At 40.3% G+C, this 18,753-nt stretch carries 17 protein-coding genes and 1 pseudogene; 11 read left to right on the top strand and 7 right to left on the bottom strand.

Annotated elements, in window-relative coordinates:
• Position 1: 1 nt before the first annotated feature.
• Positions 2-730: an ABC transporter ATP-binding protein gene (locus ACP69Y_RS01270; RefSeq protein WP_425915459.1), complete on the bottom strand. Its 729-nt coding sequence runs from the start codon at positions 728-730 to the stop codon at positions 2-4.
• A gap of 56 nt (positions 731-786) precedes the next feature.
• Here ACP69Y_RS01270 and ACP69Y_RS01275 point away from each other — a divergent pair, with 56 nt between their 5' ends.
• A complete protein-coding gene (locus tag ACP69Y_RS01275) occupies positions 787-1,371 on the top strand; it encodes an arylesterase (RefSeq protein WP_425916050.1) in 585 nt (194 codons plus the stop codon).
• A 35-nt stretch (positions 1,372-1,406) separates the two neighbouring features.
• On the opposite strand, the gene ACP69Y_RS01280 is transcribed toward ACP69Y_RS01275, so the two are convergent.
• Positions 1,407-2,021, bottom strand: coding sequence for a carbonic anhydrase (locus ACP69Y_RS01280; RefSeq protein WP_425915461.1), 615 nt, complete (start codon positions 2,019-2,021; stop codon positions 1,407-1,409).
• 309 nt (positions 2,022-2,330) lie between these two features.
• Between ACP69Y_RS01280 and ACP69Y_RS01285 the strand changes: the two genes are divergently transcribed.
• Positions 2,331-3,362 carry an alpha/beta fold hydrolase gene (locus ACP69Y_RS01285; RefSeq protein WP_425915463.1) on the top strand — a complete coding sequence of 344 codons (1,032 nt, stop codon included), beginning with the start codon at positions 2,331-2,333 and terminating at the stop codon, positions 3,360-3,362.
• Between the two features lie 15 nt (positions 3,363-3,377).
• A complete protein-coding gene (locus ACP69Y_RS01290) occupies positions 3,378-4,385 on the top strand; it encodes a hypothetical protein (protein WP_425915465.1) in 1,008 nt (335 codons plus the stop codon).
• 39 nt (positions 4,386-4,424) lie between these two features.
• On the opposite strand, the gene ACP69Y_RS01295 is transcribed toward ACP69Y_RS01290, so the two are convergent.
• Together ACP69Y_RS01295 and nfuA are read right to left on the bottom strand one after the other, a co-directional pair.
• On the bottom strand, positions 4,425-6,479 hold the full coding sequence (locus tag ACP69Y_RS01295) for a TonB-dependent receptor domain-containing protein (protein WP_425915467.1): 2,055 nt from the start codon (positions 6,477-6,479) through the stop codon (positions 4,425-4,427).
• A gap of 172 nt (positions 6,480-6,651) precedes the next feature.
• On the bottom strand, positions 6,652-7,290 hold the full coding sequence (nfuA, locus tag ACP69Y_RS01300) for a Fe-S biogenesis protein NfuA (RefSeq protein WP_425915469.1): 639 nt from the start codon (positions 7,288-7,290) through the stop codon (positions 6,652-6,654).
• A 159-nt stretch (positions 7,291-7,449) separates the two neighbouring features.
• Here nfuA and ACP69Y_RS01305 point away from each other — a divergent pair, with 159 nt between their 5' ends.
• From ACP69Y_RS01305 to ACP69Y_RS01330, 6 genes are all read left to right on the top strand, one after another.
• The gene (locus ACP69Y_RS01305) at positions 7,450-8,067 is read left to right on the top strand and encodes a rhomboid family intramembrane serine protease (protein WP_425915471.1); all 618 of its coding nucleotides are present in this window, start codon (positions 7,450-7,452) and stop codon (positions 8,065-8,067) included.
• A gap of 272 nt (positions 8,068-8,339) precedes the next feature.
• On the top strand, positions 8,340-8,510 hold the full coding sequence (locus ACP69Y_RS01310; RefSeq protein ID WP_425915473.1) for a hypothetical protein: 171 nt from the start codon (positions 8,340-8,342) through the stop codon (positions 8,508-8,510).
• On the top strand, positions 8,498-8,668 hold the full coding sequence (locus ACP69Y_RS01315; protein WP_425915475.1) for a hypothetical protein: 171 nt from the start codon (positions 8,498-8,500) through the stop codon (positions 8,666-8,668). Before ACP69Y_RS01310 ends, ACP69Y_RS01315 begins: the two co-directional genes overlap by 13 nt.
• A gap of 115 nt (positions 8,669-8,783) precedes the next feature.
• Positions 8,784-8,951, top strand: coding sequence for a hypothetical protein (locus tag ACP69Y_RS01320; protein WP_425915477.1), 168 nt, complete (start codon positions 8,784-8,786; stop codon positions 8,949-8,951).
• Between the two features lie 21 nt (positions 8,952-8,972).
• Entirely contained in the window at positions 8,973-9,101 is a 129-nt protein-coding gene (locus ACP69Y_RS01325) for a hypothetical protein (protein WP_425915479.1), read from the top strand.
• Between the two features lie 238 nt (positions 9,102-9,339).
• Positions 9,340-10,890 (top strand): hypothetical protein, encoded by a 1,551-nt coding sequence (locus tag ACP69Y_RS01330; RefSeq protein WP_425915481.1) that lies wholly within the window; start codon positions 9,340-9,342, stop codon positions 10,888-10,890.
• A gap of 220 nt (positions 10,891-11,110) precedes the next feature.
• On the opposite strand, the gene ACP69Y_RS01335 is transcribed toward ACP69Y_RS01330, so the two are convergent.
• Positions 11,111-12,730 carry an inorganic phosphate transporter gene (locus tag ACP69Y_RS01335; protein WP_425915483.1) on the bottom strand — a complete coding sequence of 540 codons (1,620 nt, stop codon included), beginning with the start codon at positions 12,728-12,730 and terminating at the stop codon, positions 11,111-11,113.
• A 438-nt stretch (positions 12,731-13,168) separates the two neighbouring features.
• On the opposite strand from ACP69Y_RS01335, the gene metH reads away from it, so the two are divergent.
• Together metH and ACP69Y_RS01345 are read left to right on the top strand one after the other, a co-directional pair.
• Positions 13,169-16,861, top strand: coding sequence for a methionine synthase (metH, locus tag ACP69Y_RS01340; protein WP_425915485.1), 3,693 nt, complete (start codon positions 13,169-13,171; stop codon positions 16,859-16,861).
• A gap of 83 nt (positions 16,862-16,944) precedes the next feature.
• On the top strand, positions 16,945-17,841 hold the full coding sequence (locus ACP69Y_RS01345; protein WP_425915487.1) for a DUF4145 domain-containing protein: 897 nt from the start codon (positions 16,945-16,947) through the stop codon (positions 17,839-17,841).
• 51 nt (positions 17,842-17,892) lie between these two features.
• Here the strand turns inward: ACP69Y_RS01345 and ACP69Y_RS01350 are convergent.
• Both ACP69Y_RS01350 and ACP69Y_RS01355 read right to left on the bottom strand, forming a co-directional pair.
• A pseudogene (locus ACP69Y_RS01350) lies at positions 17,893-18,301 on the bottom strand (endonuclease domain-containing protein).
• Positions 18,277-18,735, bottom strand: a complete 459-nt coding sequence (locus ACP69Y_RS01355; protein ID WP_425915489.1) for a hypothetical protein — start codon at positions 18,733-18,735, stop codon at positions 18,277-18,279. The pseudogene ACP69Y_RS01350 and the gene ACP69Y_RS01355 overlap by 25 nt, the downstream one beginning before the upstream one ends.
• Between the last annotated feature and the right edge of the window lie 18 nt (positions 18,736-18,753).

Consider the following 18,753-nt stretch of genomic DNA (forward strand, 5'->3'; position numbering starts at 1 on the left):
TTCAGCCCTCACCGTTACGATGTTCAATTAGATGACCATCCAGCAATTCAAAATGTCGCTGACATTGCTCGGCCAGTTTTGGATTATGGGTTACCAAAACTAAGGTCGTCCCAAATTCACGGTTCAGCTGAAATAACAATTGCTCAATTTCACTGGCGGTTTGTGTGTCTAGGTTACCTGTAGGCTCATCTGCGAAAATGATTTTCGGGTCGCTAATTAAAGCACGCGCAATGGCCACACGCTGTTGTTCGCCCCCCGACAGCACTTTGGGAGTTTGGGTCGCCTGACGTTCTAAACCGACTTTTTTAAGTAGGGCCAATGCCTTTTTTTCAGCCTCGACAAAATTAAAATGATGTTGCAAACGTAGCGGTAACATCACATTTTCTACCGCTGTCAAATGAGGCAGCAGCTGAAAAGACTGGAAAACAAAACCGATATATTTTAAACGTACCAACGCACGTTGTTCTTCGTTCAATTCAGCGATGGATTCCCCACAGACCAGCAGTTTTCCTGAGCTGGCTTGATCCAGAGTGGCTAAAATTCCAAGCAAGGTCGATTTTCCTGAACCTGAACGTCCGGTAATAGCCACTTGTTCACCCGTCTGGATTTCAAAGTTTAAATTTTCAAAAATGCACAGTTCTTTTTGTACAAGTTTTATCTTTTGTGTCAGTTGCTGGGCAGAAATAATCACTTGTGGCATGATGGAAGGGTCGCTCGTAACTTGGGTCATAAAATCCCTATATGCAAAATCGCAATTTAAGAACTCGTGTATTTGCTTGCTTGGCGATGTTCAGCCTGTGTCTTGCTCCAGTGATGGTGTCTGCTAAAACCATTATGATTCTGGGTGACAGTATTAGCGCGGGTTATGGAATTCAGGCACAGCAAGGTTGGGTGCATTTATTACAAAAACGTCTAGAGCAACAGTATCCGAAACAACATAAAGTGGTCAATGCCAGTGTCAGTGGTGAAACCACCAGCGGTGCTTTGGCGCGGTTGCCTAAATTATTGCAAATTCATAAACCGCATGTTGTAGTGATTGAGTTAGGTGGAAATGATGGTCTAAGGGGTCAATCCCCGCTATTGATTCAAAAGAACCTGGCTCATCTCATTCAACAAAGTCAGAAAGCTAAAGCCACAGTGATTGTTTTTGGAATGAAAATCCCACCGAATTACGGTACAGCCTATACCAAGGCCTTTGAAAAAAATTATCAGATTGTGAGTGAACAGTACAAGGTAAAATTGATGCCTTTCTTTCTAGAAGGAATTGCAGGCAAGAAAAACTTGATGCAACAGGATTTAGTTCACCCGAATGCCAGCGCACAAAGCATTTTACTGAACAATGCCTATCCCTATATAAAAGGCGCTTTATAAAGCGCCTTTTGTTCGGTTTGAAGCTTGATTCAATTTTAAAAATCAAAAAACAAAACTTCACCCGTTTCTAAAGAGTATTCTGCACCAACAATTTTCAACTGACCTTTGGCAATCAGGCATTCTAAAACCGCAGAACCATGACGCAGCTGATTCACAGAGGCAAAGACATTAGAACGAACTGCATGTTTCGACAATTTAGATAAATCGTTTTTTAATTCAGTTTGCATCAATGTTTCAACCGACGGGCGAACACGGTTTACAATAGACATCAGATTTAATGAGGGTGGATGATCCGGATTCATTAAGGTATCAATGGTCGCTTGAATAGCGCCACAATGACTATGTCCTAATACAATCACAACAGCGCAATCATAACGTTCTGCAGCAAATTCTACACTGCCTACCTGTGAAGGTGCGACCACATTCCCCGCCACACGGATCACAAATAAATCACCTAGACCCTGGTCAAATACCATTTCCGCAGGAACGCGAGAATCTGAACAGCCCAAGACGATGGCAAAGGGGTTTTGATTTTCTGCCATTTCTGCCCTTTGCTGATGTGAAAGTTGTTTGGGGTGTGTCGTTTCCCCTAATACAAAACGCTGGTTCCCTTTTTTTAAACGATCTAAAGCTTCTTCTGCTGTTAGCATGCTGGTCTTCCAATGTTTGAAGTTGTAATATTTTAATGCGATGAAATTGGAATGTCACTTGCAAAAAGAATAGCTGATTAATTAATAACAAAGTTACAAAATATTTTATTTCGCTCATAAATTTGATCCGGTGCACACTTTTACAGCTTCACGCAACGGACTTCAAGAAACAATTCAGTGACATTTCCACGATAATACTTACAATAAAATACAGACATTTTAAAAAAAATAGAATTCAGTTAAAATCAGATGATTTTTAAAGGGTAATCTAGAAAAATGACCGTCATTTACACATAAGGATAATGATCAATGACACAGCCTCACTCGATTTTATCCCGCTGTTTGCAGATGGCCTGCTTAGCCATTTCAATCAGTGTGCCGCTTTTTTCTCATGCAACTATAAATAAAAAAATCTACGTTGCTCAACCTTCATTCGAAAATTATTTAGTGAAAGAGCGTAGTGCCGCCGGCTTACGTAGTAAAACGATTAAAATTGATGATATTACCTGGAGCTACAGTGAAGGTGGCTCCAGCAATAAGCCTGCGGTATTGCTTATTCATGGCTTGGCGGGAAATCGTGACAACTGGAACGGCGTGGCACATTTTTTAACCCCCTATTACCACGTGATTATTCCAGATCTTCCAAGCAATGGTGAAACCAAAGTTGCGGATAATTTTGATCTGTCTGTTCCCAATGTCACGGAACGCTTGCGCCGTTTTGTTGAAGCCATTGGTGTGGAAGACAAACTGAATATTGCAGGTCACTCGCTAGGCGGCTCCATTGCAACTGTTTACGCATCACAATATCCATTTGATACTCAAAGTCTGTTTTTACTCAATAGCGCAGGTATCTATAAACAGGCCAATACTGCCTATACCAAAGACCCTTATTTTTTAAAGCATCTGATTGTGTCCAAACCGGGTGATTTAGACGATGTCATGGCTCAAGTAATGCAAAATCCACCGGATTTACCCATTTATTTTAAAAAAGCCCAAGAAAAAATAATGATCTCTCAATCATTGCAAACCCGTAAAATGATTGATCAATTGATCACCCTAAATCGTATTTATACCCCTGAATCATTTGCCCGACTGACACGAACCATTGAAGCACCCACCCTCATTCTTTGGGGCAAGCAAGATAAAATTATTAATGTGGAAGCAGCAAATGAATTACAATCTTTATTGAAGCGTGCCGAAACGCCGGTTATTTTAAATAATGTTGGGCACATGCCTATTTTAGAAGCAGAACAACAAGTGGCGAACCACTATTTGCCTTTTCTAGCCAAAACCCAAAAGTTAAAAAACCCACTTGCTGATAAACTTATCCCCTTAAATTAGCTTAATAGAGACAGTATGCCGAAACACCCGATGATTGAGCAATTGATCGAAGCTCATCTTGAATTTTTAGAACAAGAGTTTTCACATACTGCTACTCTTCAAAGCGAATTTTTAAATTTCTATCAGTGGTTTAGAAAACAGACCTTGCAGGATATCTGGTCATTTGAACAAATCAATGCGCTATTGCAAAAGCAGATTTTAGCTACCCCTGCGAGTTACTTTTTAATTGAACAAATTACCGAACATCTTCGTTTTGCTTTAATTCATCCTGCCAATGAAAACACTCAAATTGCGGATGTGATTCCGGTATTAACCGTCGATAAAATTGCCCAATATGTCGCGAGTAAAAGTGGCCATCGTCAACGTCTGATTAAAACCGTGGTCAATAGCCCTGCTTTTTCAGCCATGATCACGCAATTGATTCAACATTCAATTCAGGATTATTTGGATAATTCGGTGGTGGCGAAACGGGTTCCGGGTGTTTCACGTTTTATGAAAATGGGGAAATCGGTTTTAGAAACTGTGACTGACTCAAATCTGGATGAAACCATTGGGCATTATCTGCAAAAGAATATCTTAAAGCTCAGTCAAATGAGTGAGCATGTGTTAAATCAACATTTTGATGATGAAAAGCTGTATCACTTCCAGGCCAATCTGTGGCATAAAATTAAAGATATGCCTTTAACGGTTTTGAAGAGTTATATTGAAGTTCAAGACCTGCCTCATACTGTGGGCTTAGGGCATGAAATTTGGGATCATCTGCGCCAGACAGAATACCTAAAACAGCAAGTTCATGATGGTGTCTATGCCTGGTATACCCGTAATCAGGAGCATAGTTTTGACTTGTTACTACGCGACTTAAATATTGATGAGGCTTTAATTCAGCATGAATTGCGGCATTTACTAAACCCTGTAATTCAAAAGTTAGTTTCATCTGAATACTTACGGATGCGTGCACGAGCATATTTAGAAAAGTTTTATTATGCAGACACCGCACAGAAAATTTTAAATATTCAGTCATAAAAAAAGCCGCGTGAAGCGGCTTTTTCTTTATTCAACTTATTAGAAATTGGCCACAAAACTGATGCCATAACGGCGGCCATCTAGAACCTGATCGCCATCTGCATCTTCTGCTTTTTCATCCAGGATGTTATAAACCCCGAATTTACCTTTTAAGCTTGGAGTAAATTGGTAATTAAAACCAACATCTAAAAATTGATATGCTGGTGTTGGCTCAGACATTGAAGTACGACCTAAATAAGAAGACGTTTCACTACGATAGTGTAAGCGTGTCCAGACATCCAAAGCATCATTGAGGTTGTAATCTACGGTTGCATTAAACATATGCTTTGGCATTTGATTTAATGGCTGACCTTTTAAATCACCTGATTTCTGCTCGGTTTCCGTATAGGTGTAGTTGGTGTTTAGATTTACCCCTTCAGCAAGCTCGGTTTCAAATGAAGCCTCCACACCTTGCATGGTGGCTTCATCTACATTAATTCTTGAACTGATAAAGTTCCACAAGCGGACATTCCCCGTCGCTGAATCAATACGACCAAATGGGTCGGCACATGTCCAGGTTGCCGAATTACTGTTATTCCCATTTGGAGATGAACAATCGCGCACTTCAGTAATTTTATCTTTATATTCAGTATAGAATGCGGTTAATGAGGCTTTAGACTTGTCACCCTGCCATGCTGTGCCAAGTTCATAGCTTACAGATTTTTCCGGTTTTAAATCATCATTCCCCATAATAAAGGCACTGCCTTTACCGGTCACAGAATGTACATCACTTGATGATTGTCTTAAATCGGGTTGTTTATAACCGGTAGATACCCCGCCTTTAAATGTCCATGCATCTGTCGGGTTATATACCCCATACAAACGTGGTGACAAGTTACCATCATAATTTTCATCGTGATCGTAACGCAAACCCGTGGTTAAGTTAAAAGTATCGGTAATTGACCAGGTATCTTCTGCAAAAACTGCAAATGCCCAACGGTCTAATTCAGTCACCGGCATTTCTAAATTTTGATTGGTCGCGCGGTCAACCAGTGACTCGTTTTTAAAATATAGACCCGAAATTAAATTATGATTACTCAACTGCCAATTCCACTGCGTATTGGCAAGCCATGTTTCAAGCTCAATTCCGCTTAAACCTGACGTGGTATTTTTACGATCCGGATTTTTTGATTTTTCATATTGAATATAAGAACTGCTATTCAGTACATCGCTATATCGGCCATTATGCGTTAAACCAAATACTTCACGATAATTTCGACCGTATGAATCTGTTCCTGTACTTAAAATGGTTTGACCTGCAGTGGACTCAGATTCCTGCTTGGTAAAATTTGCATCAAATTCTAAGTCATGATTGTCATTGATTAAATAAGTCAGTCTGGAATTTAGACTTTCTACTTCCGTACCACGGAAGCCGCCGACATAGCTGTCTTCTTCACGCTTTTGCTTATTCACCCCAAGCTGCATGCCCAGTTTATTTTCAATCAAAGGCCCGGTTAGATAGACCGAAGCATTTTTGATATCTCCAGAATTATTCGAATCCTGTAAAATCGTTCCTAGTTCAGCTGTTCCCGACCATTCATCACTGACTTTTTTGGTAATGATATTGATTACACCCCCCATAGCATCACTGCCATATAAAGTAGATGCAGGTCCACGAATCACCTCAATACGCTCAATCGATGCAATCGGCGGTAAGATATTTTTTTCAAAGCCGCTATCATCTCCATTCGGATTGACATCTTTAGAATATTGACGTTTACCATTCACCAAAAATAATGTGTAACTTGAACTCATACCACGAATACTGACTGTTTGTGCGGAACCGGCTCCCGAAATAACCACCCCCGGCGTATTTCTGAGTACGTCAGTAATATCATTATATTGTCGTGCTTCTAGTTCTTCCTTGGTAATCACAGTCATGGATGCGGGAGCTTTGCTTACATCCTGTTCATAACCTGCCGCTGTAACGACTATTGTTTCTAACTTGACCGGATTAGAAACAGAAGATGTATTTTGATCAGCCGCAAATGTAACCGAAGCGATAACAGATAATATTGAAAGTGATAGTGCAGATCGAACAATACGCTTGGTCATTCAAGTTTCCCCAAGTGGCAAAATAATGGATAAGTAATGCAATTTTCGTTGCGCATTGTAACAAACAATAAACAGATTGCAATTAGTATTGATAACTATTCTCACTATCAATTAAATTTTAAGCAAAAAAAACCTCCAACAAATTGGAGGCTATTTTTTCAAACATGAAGTCTTATTTAAAATAAGCACCCTCTGCCTGACTGTGGTCAGTTTGGTCAACCACACGCGATAATTCAGGAATATGCTGTTTTAACGTCGTTTCAACACCTTGCTTCAAGGTTACATCAATAGCTGAACAGCCTTGGCAACCCCCACCAAATTTTAATACAGCGGTTAAGCCATGTTCTTCATCTTCAATAATTTCGACTAAGGCGCAGTTACCGCCATGTCCAGCCAAACCCGGATTAATTTCGGCTTGCAATACATAGCTAATGCGCTCTTCAATCGAAGCATCCGCACCTACGCGTGGCACTTTTGAATTCGGTGCGCGGAATGTTAATTGACCACCAAAACGGTCTTTATTGTAATCAATCACCGCATCCAACAAATATGGAATTGATGGCGCATCAATATATGCGGCAAAGTTTGGATAATCTTGTTTATAGTCTGTAGGAATCACTTCTTCAGGTGCACTATATGCCATACAACATTCAGCACGAGGCGTACCTGCATTTTCCACAAAAATACGTACAGCAATGCCCGGAGTATTTTGTTTATCAAGCAAATCAAACAAATACTCTTGTGCCGTTGGCGTAATCAATAAATTTGGAATTTCTTCTGCAACTGCAGCGCTGATGTTATCAGTCGACATAATCATATTTCCTCAAGCTGAAGTTATCATTTTAACTGAAGATGCGGGGTAATAAAAAAAAATCAACTAAAATTGTCGGAATTATTATAAAAGTTCATCTTAATACTTCATTTAATGGCATTATTAGCTATAAATATTTAAAAGTTGAACTTTCACTTTATGCTAGATCTACCTTTTAACCATACTGTTTGCCTGATCCTGATTACAGTGGCAGTTTCACTGATTGCATTTTCAAATCAGAAGGTCATGAGCCGTCTTATTTTTTGGCCCCCTGCGATGCAGCGTGGACAATATGACCGCTTTATTACCCATGGTTTTGTTCATGCCGATGGCGCACATCTGATCTTCAACATGATTACGCTATTCTTTTTTGGTAGCGTAATTGAAAGTTTTTACCGACAGTATTTTTTTGATCTTGGCTTTGTCTTGTTCTACTTAGGCGGCTTGATTGTTGCCATTATTCCGAGTTATCTCAAACATAAAAATGACCATCGTTGGGCAAGTTTAGGCGCTTCCGGTGCAGTTTCTGCCGTTTTGTTTGCTTATATTCTTTTTGAACCGTGGAAACTGATTTTTGTATTCTTTATTCCTGTACCGGCAATTATTTTTGCAGTTTTATATGTTGCTTACAGTATCTGGTCAGGCAAACGTGGCAACTCCAACATTAACCATAGTGCGCATCTTTGGGGAGCTGCATATGGGGTGATCATGACCATCATTCTTGAACCAAGGCTTATTCCACACTTTTTGAATAAGTTGATGCAATTACCTTTCTAAAGTTTATTGTTCACCTAGACATATTTCAAGACGCTGAATTTTCAGCGTCTTTTTTATAGCAAAATAAAATAATTCCTATTTGCTAATGATTATTACTTAATTATCTTCGGTTCTTTGTTACCTTGTTGCACAAATTTAAGAGAAGATCACTTTCAAATTGAAACTAAGGTATTATTTTTTAAGCGTTATTTTCGCTTCAGTGGGATTAAATAGTTTGGCCCATAGCGCATGTTCAATCTGGCGACAGAAAAGCAAACATTAAACTCAAACAAATGCCAAAAAAAATTGCAGTGTATGAGCTCTCCATTTTAGATCCCTTAAATGCCTTAAACATTCAGGCTCAAATTGTGCCCAAAACCACATTTACAGGCAGCTTGACCTTATATAATCAAGCACAATTTATTAAAGCAGGCAGTCTTTTTGAACTGATTTGGCTCAATTAAAACAGTTAAAACCGGATTTAATCTTCGTAGGCGGTCGTTCAGCGAAAACACTTGAAAGCTTGCACCCAATTGCATCAACGGTCGACTTTTCTCCTAACACCAACCATTACATGAGTGATTTAAAAAATCGCACCTTGAATCTCGCAAAAGCCTTTTAAGCGTGAAGATCTTGCCGATAAAAAATTACAAGCTTTGGGGCAGCTACAACAAAAAGTGCAGCAACAGACTGCTAATAAATCAGCAGTAATGCTCTTTGCTGTTGGAGAGAATTACATGCCGCATGCAGCAAATGACCGTTTTGGTTTTATCTATGAGTTAACGGGTTTTAAATCTGTTCTTCCACTGTCTGCAAAAACCGATGTTACTCACCCTGAAGCTGGATCAATTAAGGCTTTAGCCGCACAAAAGAAAAATGCTGAACATTTAAAGTCTGCCATTTAACAGAATCCGGATTATTTGATTGTGCTGGATCGTGGCGCGGTGAATACCCAGAAATATGCCACCAAGGAAGGCATTAAAACCTATCCTATTTTAGGGCAATCTCAAGCGGTAAAACAGAATCGGGTTATTTTTGTAAATGTTGATGCCTGATATATTACTGGCGCAGGTCTGGACAATACTGCATTCATGCTGAAAGAAATCGCCGAAGGCATTTCGAAATAATACTGAAATGATAAAATTTATACATTAAGGAGCTTCGCTTCCTTTTTACTGGGCTTTTTGAAAAAGATTTACACAATTTTGTCATTAAATGCTACCCATCAAATCAATTTGGCATAGATAATGTAGACATCCGTATATTAATGATCAAAAAAACGAGATTTTTTGCATGTCCACTTCATTAGATGGTCTTCAATTTCCAATCAATCCAACCAGCAATAAAGCCAGCAGCTCCCAAACAGGCAAAGAAATTATTGCTGAAGCTTTATCTATTGTTGACAACAAGTCATCAATGAACGCCCTCGCGGAAAAAAACTGGCGTAAGCATTATCCTATCTATTTTAAGGCCTTGGTTGAACAAGGTATTCGCACTCTCAATAATCCGATTACCATTGCCAAACAGGGCTTGCACAAGGCCCATCATAGCTTTGACTTTTATAGAAATGGTCAGCGCTATTTACTTAAAGATATTATGAAGGATATCGATACAGCCAATTTGTATACCATTCAGCTAAAAGGTGAAAGTGAGACTGCCCCTGAATGGTATGTGCCTTATAAAGGGCAAAAATTACAGGGTCAGGCTTTACTGGATCAAATTCAAATCTGGCAAGATGCCGGCATTATAGAACCAAGCCATGCGGATGCTTTACGTGCCGCACATGCCCATCCCGAATGGTTTGATCTTTCTGATCGCACTATGGTCTTATTTGGTGCAGGTTCTGAAGCCGGCCCCCTAACCTGGCTGTCCAAATGGAAAGCCAATATCGTGGCCGTCGATTTACCCAATAGCCGCGTTTGGGACAGAATTTTAAAGACCATTCAACAAGGCAATGCAACCCTGTATGCACCTTGTGCGGAAAAATTGGCGGAAGATACTCCAACTGCTACACTGAAAGAAAAATTGGGGGCCGATTTACTCACTCAGACACCTGAAATTGCCCATTGGCTGATCCAAAGTGAACGTCAGCTAGACCTTGCAGCGATTGCCTATTTAGATGGTGAAAAGCACGTCCGGGTATCCATGGCCATGGACAGCATTATGCAGTACGTCAGTGAGCAAAAGGCTGACACCAGTTTAATGTTTATGTGTACCCCAACCGATGTTTATGCCATTCCTGAAGAAGTTGTAGAAGCTTCAAATCTCAAGCTCCTACAGCGCTCAAAATCGCAACGTATTATCAGTGAAAGCATTTCCATGCTTTCTGCCCAGCACTTTTTCAAGAAAAACCTGGATGCATTAATCAGCTCTGATAATGGTCAAAAATATGGTATTGCAGACTGCCTGGTGGTTGAGCAAGGGCCAAACTATGCTTTGGCAAAACGAATTCAGCAATGGCGCGCAACGCTGGCACGTCATTATGGACAGCGTGTCAGCATCAATATCGCGCCCTCTACCACTACCCGCTCAGTCACTAAAAATCCGTTATTGAAAGCGGCTTTTAATGGGGCAAGTCTGTTTGATGTGGAATCGTTTAATCCGGAAACCACCAATGCGCTGATGGCTGCATTATGGATTTATGACTTGCGTCATCCAGAATCGGTAGCGAACCCGGAAACGCCTTTGGGTCATCCATTAGAATTGATGATGAAAGGCGCCAATCATGGCGGTTTATGGCGTGTGGCTTATTTAGCCCGTACTGCACTGCCTTTTGCTGCACTGTATGGCTTTGCCAATGAAAAACTGCCCATCAAGAAGCTATTAAAAGTGTTTAAGAAGTAGGATTATTCTTTATTATTTTAGAAAAACTCCCTTTCCCTTTAGGAGATGAGAATCCTCAGAATATATTCTAGGATCGCAAGGGAGAGGCTTAAATCATATTTTATATTTAATTCTCTCCACGTCATACGGAATATATTCCTCATCCCAAAGGGAGAGAGCAATAAATATGAGCCATAAAAAAAAAGCTGCAATTGCAGCTTTTTTATTTCAAACCGATATTTTAAACAAACTGCAAGAACAACCAGAACAGACCACCTGATAAACAAATGGTAGCAGGTAGCGTGAAAATCCATGCTGAAAGAATGGTTCGTACCATCTGGAAGTTTAAGCCGGATTTGTTGGCCACCATAGTACCTGCAACCGCACTGTTTAACACATGTGTTGTCGATACCGGCATACCAAAGCCATCTGCTGCTGCAATAGTGGTCATGGCAACAAGTTCAGCTGACATGCCTTGCCCATAAGTCATATGGTCTTTACCAATACGTTCACCCACAGTCACTACAATACGTTTCCAGCCCACCATGGTTCCCAGACCAAGCGCAAGTGCTACTGCGACTTTTACCCAGGTCGGAATATATTGCAGGAATGAATCGAGGTTTTTACGGTATTCCTTGACTGTCTTGGCTTGACTTTCTGACATTGCAGGAAGCTGCTTAGTTTTATCTAAACGCTTGAATGCAGTCGTGCTTAAGTACATATCATTACGGATAGTCGAAACTTGTTTTTCTGGAATATCTTTTAAATCACCATATTTGGCAACGTGATTACCCAAGTGATCGGTCAAACTTGCCAAAGCAGGCACCACTTCTGGTGACATTTCTTTAGTTTGAATATATTTAGTCAACACGTCACGAGCTTGTGTATCTGGAATATCTTGATAATTTGGATAAATAACTGCCGCAGTTTGCACAGATAACTGTTCAAATGATTGGAGATGCTGGGTGTCCAGGTTTTTATTCAATGAGTACACCAAAGGTACACACCCGATCAAAATCAGCATGATTAAGCCCATACCTTTTTGACCATCGTTTGATCCATGCGCAAAACTTACCCCGGTACAGGTAAAAATCAAAATGGCACGAATTAAAGGCGGTGGTGGTTTGTTACCTTCAGGGGGTTTAAAAAGTTCAACTTGCTTTTTAAAGATTTTTTTTACTAATAAGAATACTATTGCAGCGAAAGCAAAACCAATCAAAGGCGAAAACAACAGTGCTTTACCGACTTTAATCACTTGGTCCATGTCTACACCACTGGCACCATTACCCATGTGCAGGAGGTAATTCATGATGCCCACCCCTAAAATCGAACCGATTAAAGTATGTGAACTAGACGCAGGAATACCCAAGAACCAGGTACCCAAATTCCATAAAATCGCAGCAATCAGCATGGCAAAAACCATGGCAAAACCTGCACCAGAACCGACATTCATAATCAGTTCGACAGGCAATAAAGCAATGATGCCGTAGGCTACTGCCCCACTTGCCACCATCACTCCAAGGAAATTACAAAAGCCTGCCCACATCACAGCAACAGGGGCAGATAAAGCATTGGTATAGATGACTGTCGCTACCGCATTGGCAGTGTCATGAAAACCATTAACAAATTCAAAGCCTAAAGCAATTAACAACGCAGTCGCTAAAAGAATAACGGAATATAAACTTAATGTCGGGACATGTGACAAATCAGCTGAAAGTTGAAATCCGATGTACACCAAAGTAGAAATAATAACCGTGAGAAACACCGGCATAAAAAATTTCGGCGTAGCAACATGCACATTCGTCGATTTTGCTGGCGCTGATGGCACCTGGTCTTGGACGGGAGGAATATTAGAATTCATGCAGACGGTTCAAGGGGATAATAAAATCCCCTTATTGTTCAATTTAATTGTGACAATTATATGACAAAAAGGTGCCATATAAAGCCAAATTTCAATAATTGGCTTAATTTAACTCATTCAACTTTATCTTGATGAGCCGAACTGTTTTAAATCCATCAATTTGCATTATTTAAAGCTAAAAATAGTTTGTGCCTCAATATTTCAAAATGCATGAATACCTTTAGACAAGATATTTCTAATAATCTAATAATCAAATTACCCAGCTTGTCTTTATCTGTATCCGATCATAGCCTGCTGATATTTCAATTCGATGAAAAATTCGGCACTAATGGGCTTATTTTAAGCTGTGCCTCACTATGTCGACTGAATATTCCTCAAAGGCAGTGTAATTCTGCTAAAATGATGCCCATTTTGTATTCCATCGGATTGGGGTTATTTATGTCCACGCTTGCCACCCTGAAAGAGCTTCTCGCCAAACGCATCCTGATTATTGACGGCGCTATGGGTACCATGATTCAACGCCATAAACTAGAAGAAGCGGATTATCGTGGTGAGCGTTTTGCTGACTGGGCATCTGACCTGAAAGGCAACAATGACCTGTTAGTCCTGACTCAACCCCAGATTATTCAAGGCATTCATGAAGCTTACCTGGATGCCGGTGCAGACATCATTGAAACCAACAGCTTTAACGGCACACGTGTTTCAATGTCTGACTATCACATGGAAGATCTGGTTCATGAAATTAACTTTGAAGCAGCGCGTGTTGCCAAAGCAGCTTGCGAAAAATATTCAACGCCAGACAAACCCCGTTTTGTGGCGGGTGTACTTGGCCCTACATCTCGTACTTGTTCGATTTCACCCAATGTAAATGACCCTGCATTTCGTAACATTAGCTTTGATGAATTAGTCGATAACTATATTGAAGCTGCACATGCCTTAATTGAAGGCGGTGCGGATATTCTGCTCATTGAAACAGTATTCGATACACTGAACTGTAAAGCAGCAATTTTTGCAGTGAAAGAAGTATTTAACCAGTTAGGTTATGAATTGCCGTTGATGATTTCCGGCACCATCACCGATGCTTCAGGTCGTACCTTAACCGGTCAAACTGCAGAAGCGTTCTGGAACTCGGTTCGTCATGGCGACTTGTTATCAATCGGCTTTAACTGTGCCTTGGGTGCAGATGCCATGCGTCCGCACGTTAAAACCGTATCTGACATTGCCAACACTTTTGTTTCAGCGCATCCAAATGCAGGCTTGCCGAATGCTTTCGGTGGTTATGATGAAACCCCTGAAGAAACTGCAGCATTCCTTAAAGAATTTGCAGAAAGTGGCTTGATCAATATTACCGGTGGTTGCTGTGGTACGACTCCGGATCATATCCGTGCCATCTACAATGCTGTAAAAGACATTGCGCCGCGTCAGATTCCTGAGATTAAACCAGCCTGTCGTTTAAGTGGTTTAGAACCGTTTAACATTGATGAAAATTCTTTGTTCGTCAACGTGGGTGAACGTACCAACGTGACCGGTTCAAAAAAATTCGCGCGTTTGATTCGTGAAGAAAACTATACCGAAGCTTTGGAAGTTGCCTTGGATCAAGTACAAGGCGGTGCGCAGATTGTCGACATCAATATGGATGAAGGCATGCTGGATTCGCAAGCAGCAATGGTGAAATTCCTGAATCTGATTGCCTCTGAACCGGATATTTCCCGTGTGCCGCTCATGATTGACTCATCGAAATGGGAAATTATTGAAGCGGGCTTGAAATGCGTACAAGGGAAACCGGTTGTAAACTCGATTTCCCTAAAAGAAGGTTATGACGAGTTCGTACACAAAGCACGCCTGTGTCGTCAATATGGTGCAGCAGTTATTGTCATGGCATTTGATGAAGATGGTCAGGCCGACACGGCTGCGCGTAAACGTGAAATCTGTAAACGTTCATATGATGTGTTGGTGAATGATGTCGGCTTCCCTGCTGAGGACATTATTTTTGACCCGAACGTATTTGCGATTGCAACGGGTATTGAAGAACACAACAACTATGCGGTCGATTTCATTGAAGCAACCGGCTGGATTAAGCAAAATCTTCCACATGCCATGATTTCGGGTGGTGTATCCAACGTATCGTTCTCTTTCCGGGGGAATGAACCGGTTCGTGAAGCGACTCATGCAGTCTTCCTTTACCATGCCATTCAACAAGGCATGACCATGGGGATCGTGAATGCGGGTCAGCTGGCGATTTATGATGACATTCCTGCTGAATTAAAAGCTGCGGTTGAAAATGTCGTACTGAACCAGAATCAGGGCGAAAGCGGTCAGGATGCCACTGAGAAACTACTTGAAATCGCGGAACAATACCGTGGTAAAGGCGGTGCGCAGCGCGAAGCTGAAAACCTGGAATGGCGTGAACAGTCTGTTGAAAAGCGTCTTGAATATGCTTTGGTTAAAGGTATTACCGCTTATATTGATATAGATACTGAAGAAGCACGCTTACAAGCCACCCGTCCTTTAGATGTAATTGAAGGTCCGTTGATGTCAGGCATGAACGTGGTCGGTGACTTGTTTGGTGCAGGTAAAATGTTCCTGCCGCAAGTGGTGAAATCTGCACGTGTAATGAAACAAGCCGTGGCCTGGTTGAACCCGTACATTGAGGCGGAAAAAACCGAAGGTCAGACCAAAGGTAAAATCCTGATGGCGACCGTAAAAGGCGACGTGCACGATATTGGTAAAAATATTGTCGGCGTGGTACTTGGCTGTAACGGTTACGATATTGTTGACCTAGGCGTGATGGTGTCTGCAGAAAAAATCCTGCAAACCGCGATTGATGAAAAAGTCGATATTATTGGTTTATCCGGTTTGATTACACCTTCACTGGATGAAATGGTCTTTGTTGCCAAAGAAATGCAGCGTAAAGGTTTCCATGTACCGCTTATGATTGGTGGTGCGACGACGTCTAAAGCACATACCGCAGTGAAGATTGACCCGCAATATTCAAATGATGCGGTGATTTATGTAGCAGATGCTTCACGTGCAGTCGGGGTTGCGACTTCTCTGCTTTCACCTGAAATGAAACCTGAGTTTATTAAAGGTTATCGTGAAGAATATGCCAAAGTACGTGAGCGTATTGCCAACAAGCAACCAAAAGCAGCAAAACTGACTTATGCCGCTTCAATTGCCAATGGCATGAAAATTGACTGGACGAACTATGTGCCGCCTAAGCCAAATGTTCTTGGTCAGCAAGTTCTAAAAAATTATCCGCTTGAAACTTTGGTGCCATATTTTGACTGGACACCGTTCTTTATCTCTTGGAGTTTGGCGGGCAAGTTCCCTGCAATTTTGACGGATGAAGTGGTCGGTGAAGCTGCAACTGATTTGTACGAACAAGCGCAGATCATGTTGAAAGATATTGTAGAGAACAAGCGTTTTGATGCACGTGCCGTATTCAGTCTTGCTCCTGCGAAACGTACCGGTGCAGATACGGTTTCGATTTACGATGAAAATAAAACTGCAACGCACAAGTTCGAGCATACCCGTCAGCAGTCTGACAAAGTTTCCGGTAAACCGAACTTCTCACTCGCTGACTTTATTGCACCTGAAGATACCAAACTTGAAGACTACTTGGGTGGTTTCACGGTTTCAATCTTTGGTGCGGAAGAAATGGCACATGAATACAAAGCCAAAGGCGATGATTATTCTGCAATTTTGGCACAGTCTTTAGGTGACCGTTTTGCAGAAGCTTTTGCTGAGCATTTGCATGAGCGTATCCGTAAAGAGTTCTGGGGTTATCAAGCGTCTGAACAGTTGTCGAATGATGAACTGATTAAAGAGAAGTATGTCGGGATTCGTCCTGCACCGGGTTACCCTGCCTGCCCTGAACATTCTGAAAAAGCGACCTTGTTTAGCTGGTTAGATTCAACCAATGCGATTGGTACTGAACTGACTTCTAGTTTTGCAATGTGGCCACCTTCAAGTGTTAGCGGTTTCTATTACAGCAACCCGCAGTCTGAATACTTTAATGTTGGCAAGATTGCACAGGATCAGTTGGATAGTTATGCAGAACGTAAGGGCTGGTCGATGGATGAAGCGAAGCGTTGGTTAATGCCAAACTTAGATGATTCGATTGATATTTAGTACGTTTAAGATGTAAAAAATCCCCTCTAAGTGAGGGGATTTTAGTAACAATAAAAATTTTTAAATTAATTCTAGAGCGTGAAATGAAAGATTTAGTTATATTAAAAAATTATTGTAATGAATGTGATAAAAATACAAATCATGCAGTTTTAGCACAACATGATTGGCGTTCTGATCCTGACGATTATAGTTATGCCCAGTACCACAAATTAGTCAAATGTCTAGGCTGTGATAATGTTTCATTAAGGATTGAAGATCATGATATAGAATCGGCATATCAAACTGATAATGAATGGGAAGTGCCAATAACAACGAAGAGTTACCCTAAAAAACTCCAGAATCATAAAAAATTTGATAATGACTATCTCATACCTAAGTTAGTCAGAAATATCTATAATGAAGTTTTACTAACTTTACAAGAAGATGCAAAAAATTTATCAAGTTTAGGACTTAGAGCCTGTATTGAATCAGTATGTAATCATCTTGAAATAGTTGGGGGGAATCTAGCTATACGAATAAATAAACTAGCTACAGTTGGTTATATTTCAAAAAAAGATGCTGAACGATTACACGCGATTAGATTTATGGGAAATGATTCTGCTCATGAAATTAAAGCCCCCAAAGAAGCTTCTTTAAAAATTGCTCTTGAAATTGTCGAGCACTTACTTAAAAGTGTTTTTATTTTACCTGAACAAGCAAATGGATACTTAGACACCTTAATTGATCAATACACACTATTTGAAAAATTGCTTGAAAAGCATTTATCAAATTTTAATAATGGAGATGAATATCCTTTATCTCACTTTTTTGAAAAAGATTGGCGAAGAGTTCAAGATTGCATCTCTCTTTTTCAGACAGAATTAATCGATAATATTAATAAAACTAATTTTGAACTTCTGAAAATTGGACGACAAGAAAAGAATAAAAAAGGTGATGAAATACAATATTTTATAATCCACAAAATGGAAGTAATCGAATAACTATTCAATCCCTCCTAACTTCCCTTTAAAAAGAGAGGAACTCCTTGAATTTTATGTCGTTATTAAATTCGTGTGAAGTCCCCCTTTATCAGAGGGGGATTCTAATAACTGAGTAATCACCTTATAAATTACTTGAGCCACCACATTGGTTTCTTTCAAAATTTGCCCATTATCAAACCTCAATATCCTCAAACCCAACTCAGCCAATGCCTGATCTCTTACACGATCAGCTTCCAATCCTTCATCCGTAAAATGCTGACTACCATCACACTCAATCACTAAATTGGCTGCTGGACAGTAAAAATCCACAATGAAATTTAAAATTGGTTTCTGCCGATAAAACTGTAAGCCTGATATTTGCTTACTACGTAGCCGTGACCATAGTAGCTTTTCAGCTTCATTCATGTTGTTACGTAAATCGCGTGGGGGCTTGTTTTAAGTGTTTATTGTGAAGTTTGATTTTTTTCCCACTCTTATCTCGACCACATTCCAATGGTGCATCATTTCCCGTATAAAAATGAAATACACAAATAGATAAAAATGCCCGCTACTGTGCTGCTGTACATAATATTCAGTATGTTCGACAAATTCATTAAAGGCATGTTCAAGCTTTATTCGGTCTATGACTGTTTCATTGTTAAAGAACTGTTCCGATAACTGTTGCATAAATTCATCAAAAGTGTCCGCTACTCGCTGAATTTTATAATCAAATTTAAGCTGTTCGAGTATTTCCTCAACCCTATAAATTATATTTTCTAAAGCCAAAGCATCCAGCTTTTTATATCGAATACTTTCTGACTCAATATCATTTAAACCTTTAGCAACTTTAAACGGCTGTCCGTTAATATCAAACTGGATAGCATCTCGACCTAAAGAAAACTGGATTTTTTCCATGACAGCAATTCCAAAAAA

The organism is Acinetobacter sp. TSRC1-2, from assembly GCF_049895885.1.
Classification (GTDB): Bacteria; Pseudomonadota; Gammaproteobacteria; order Pseudomonadales; family Moraxellaceae; genus Acinetobacter.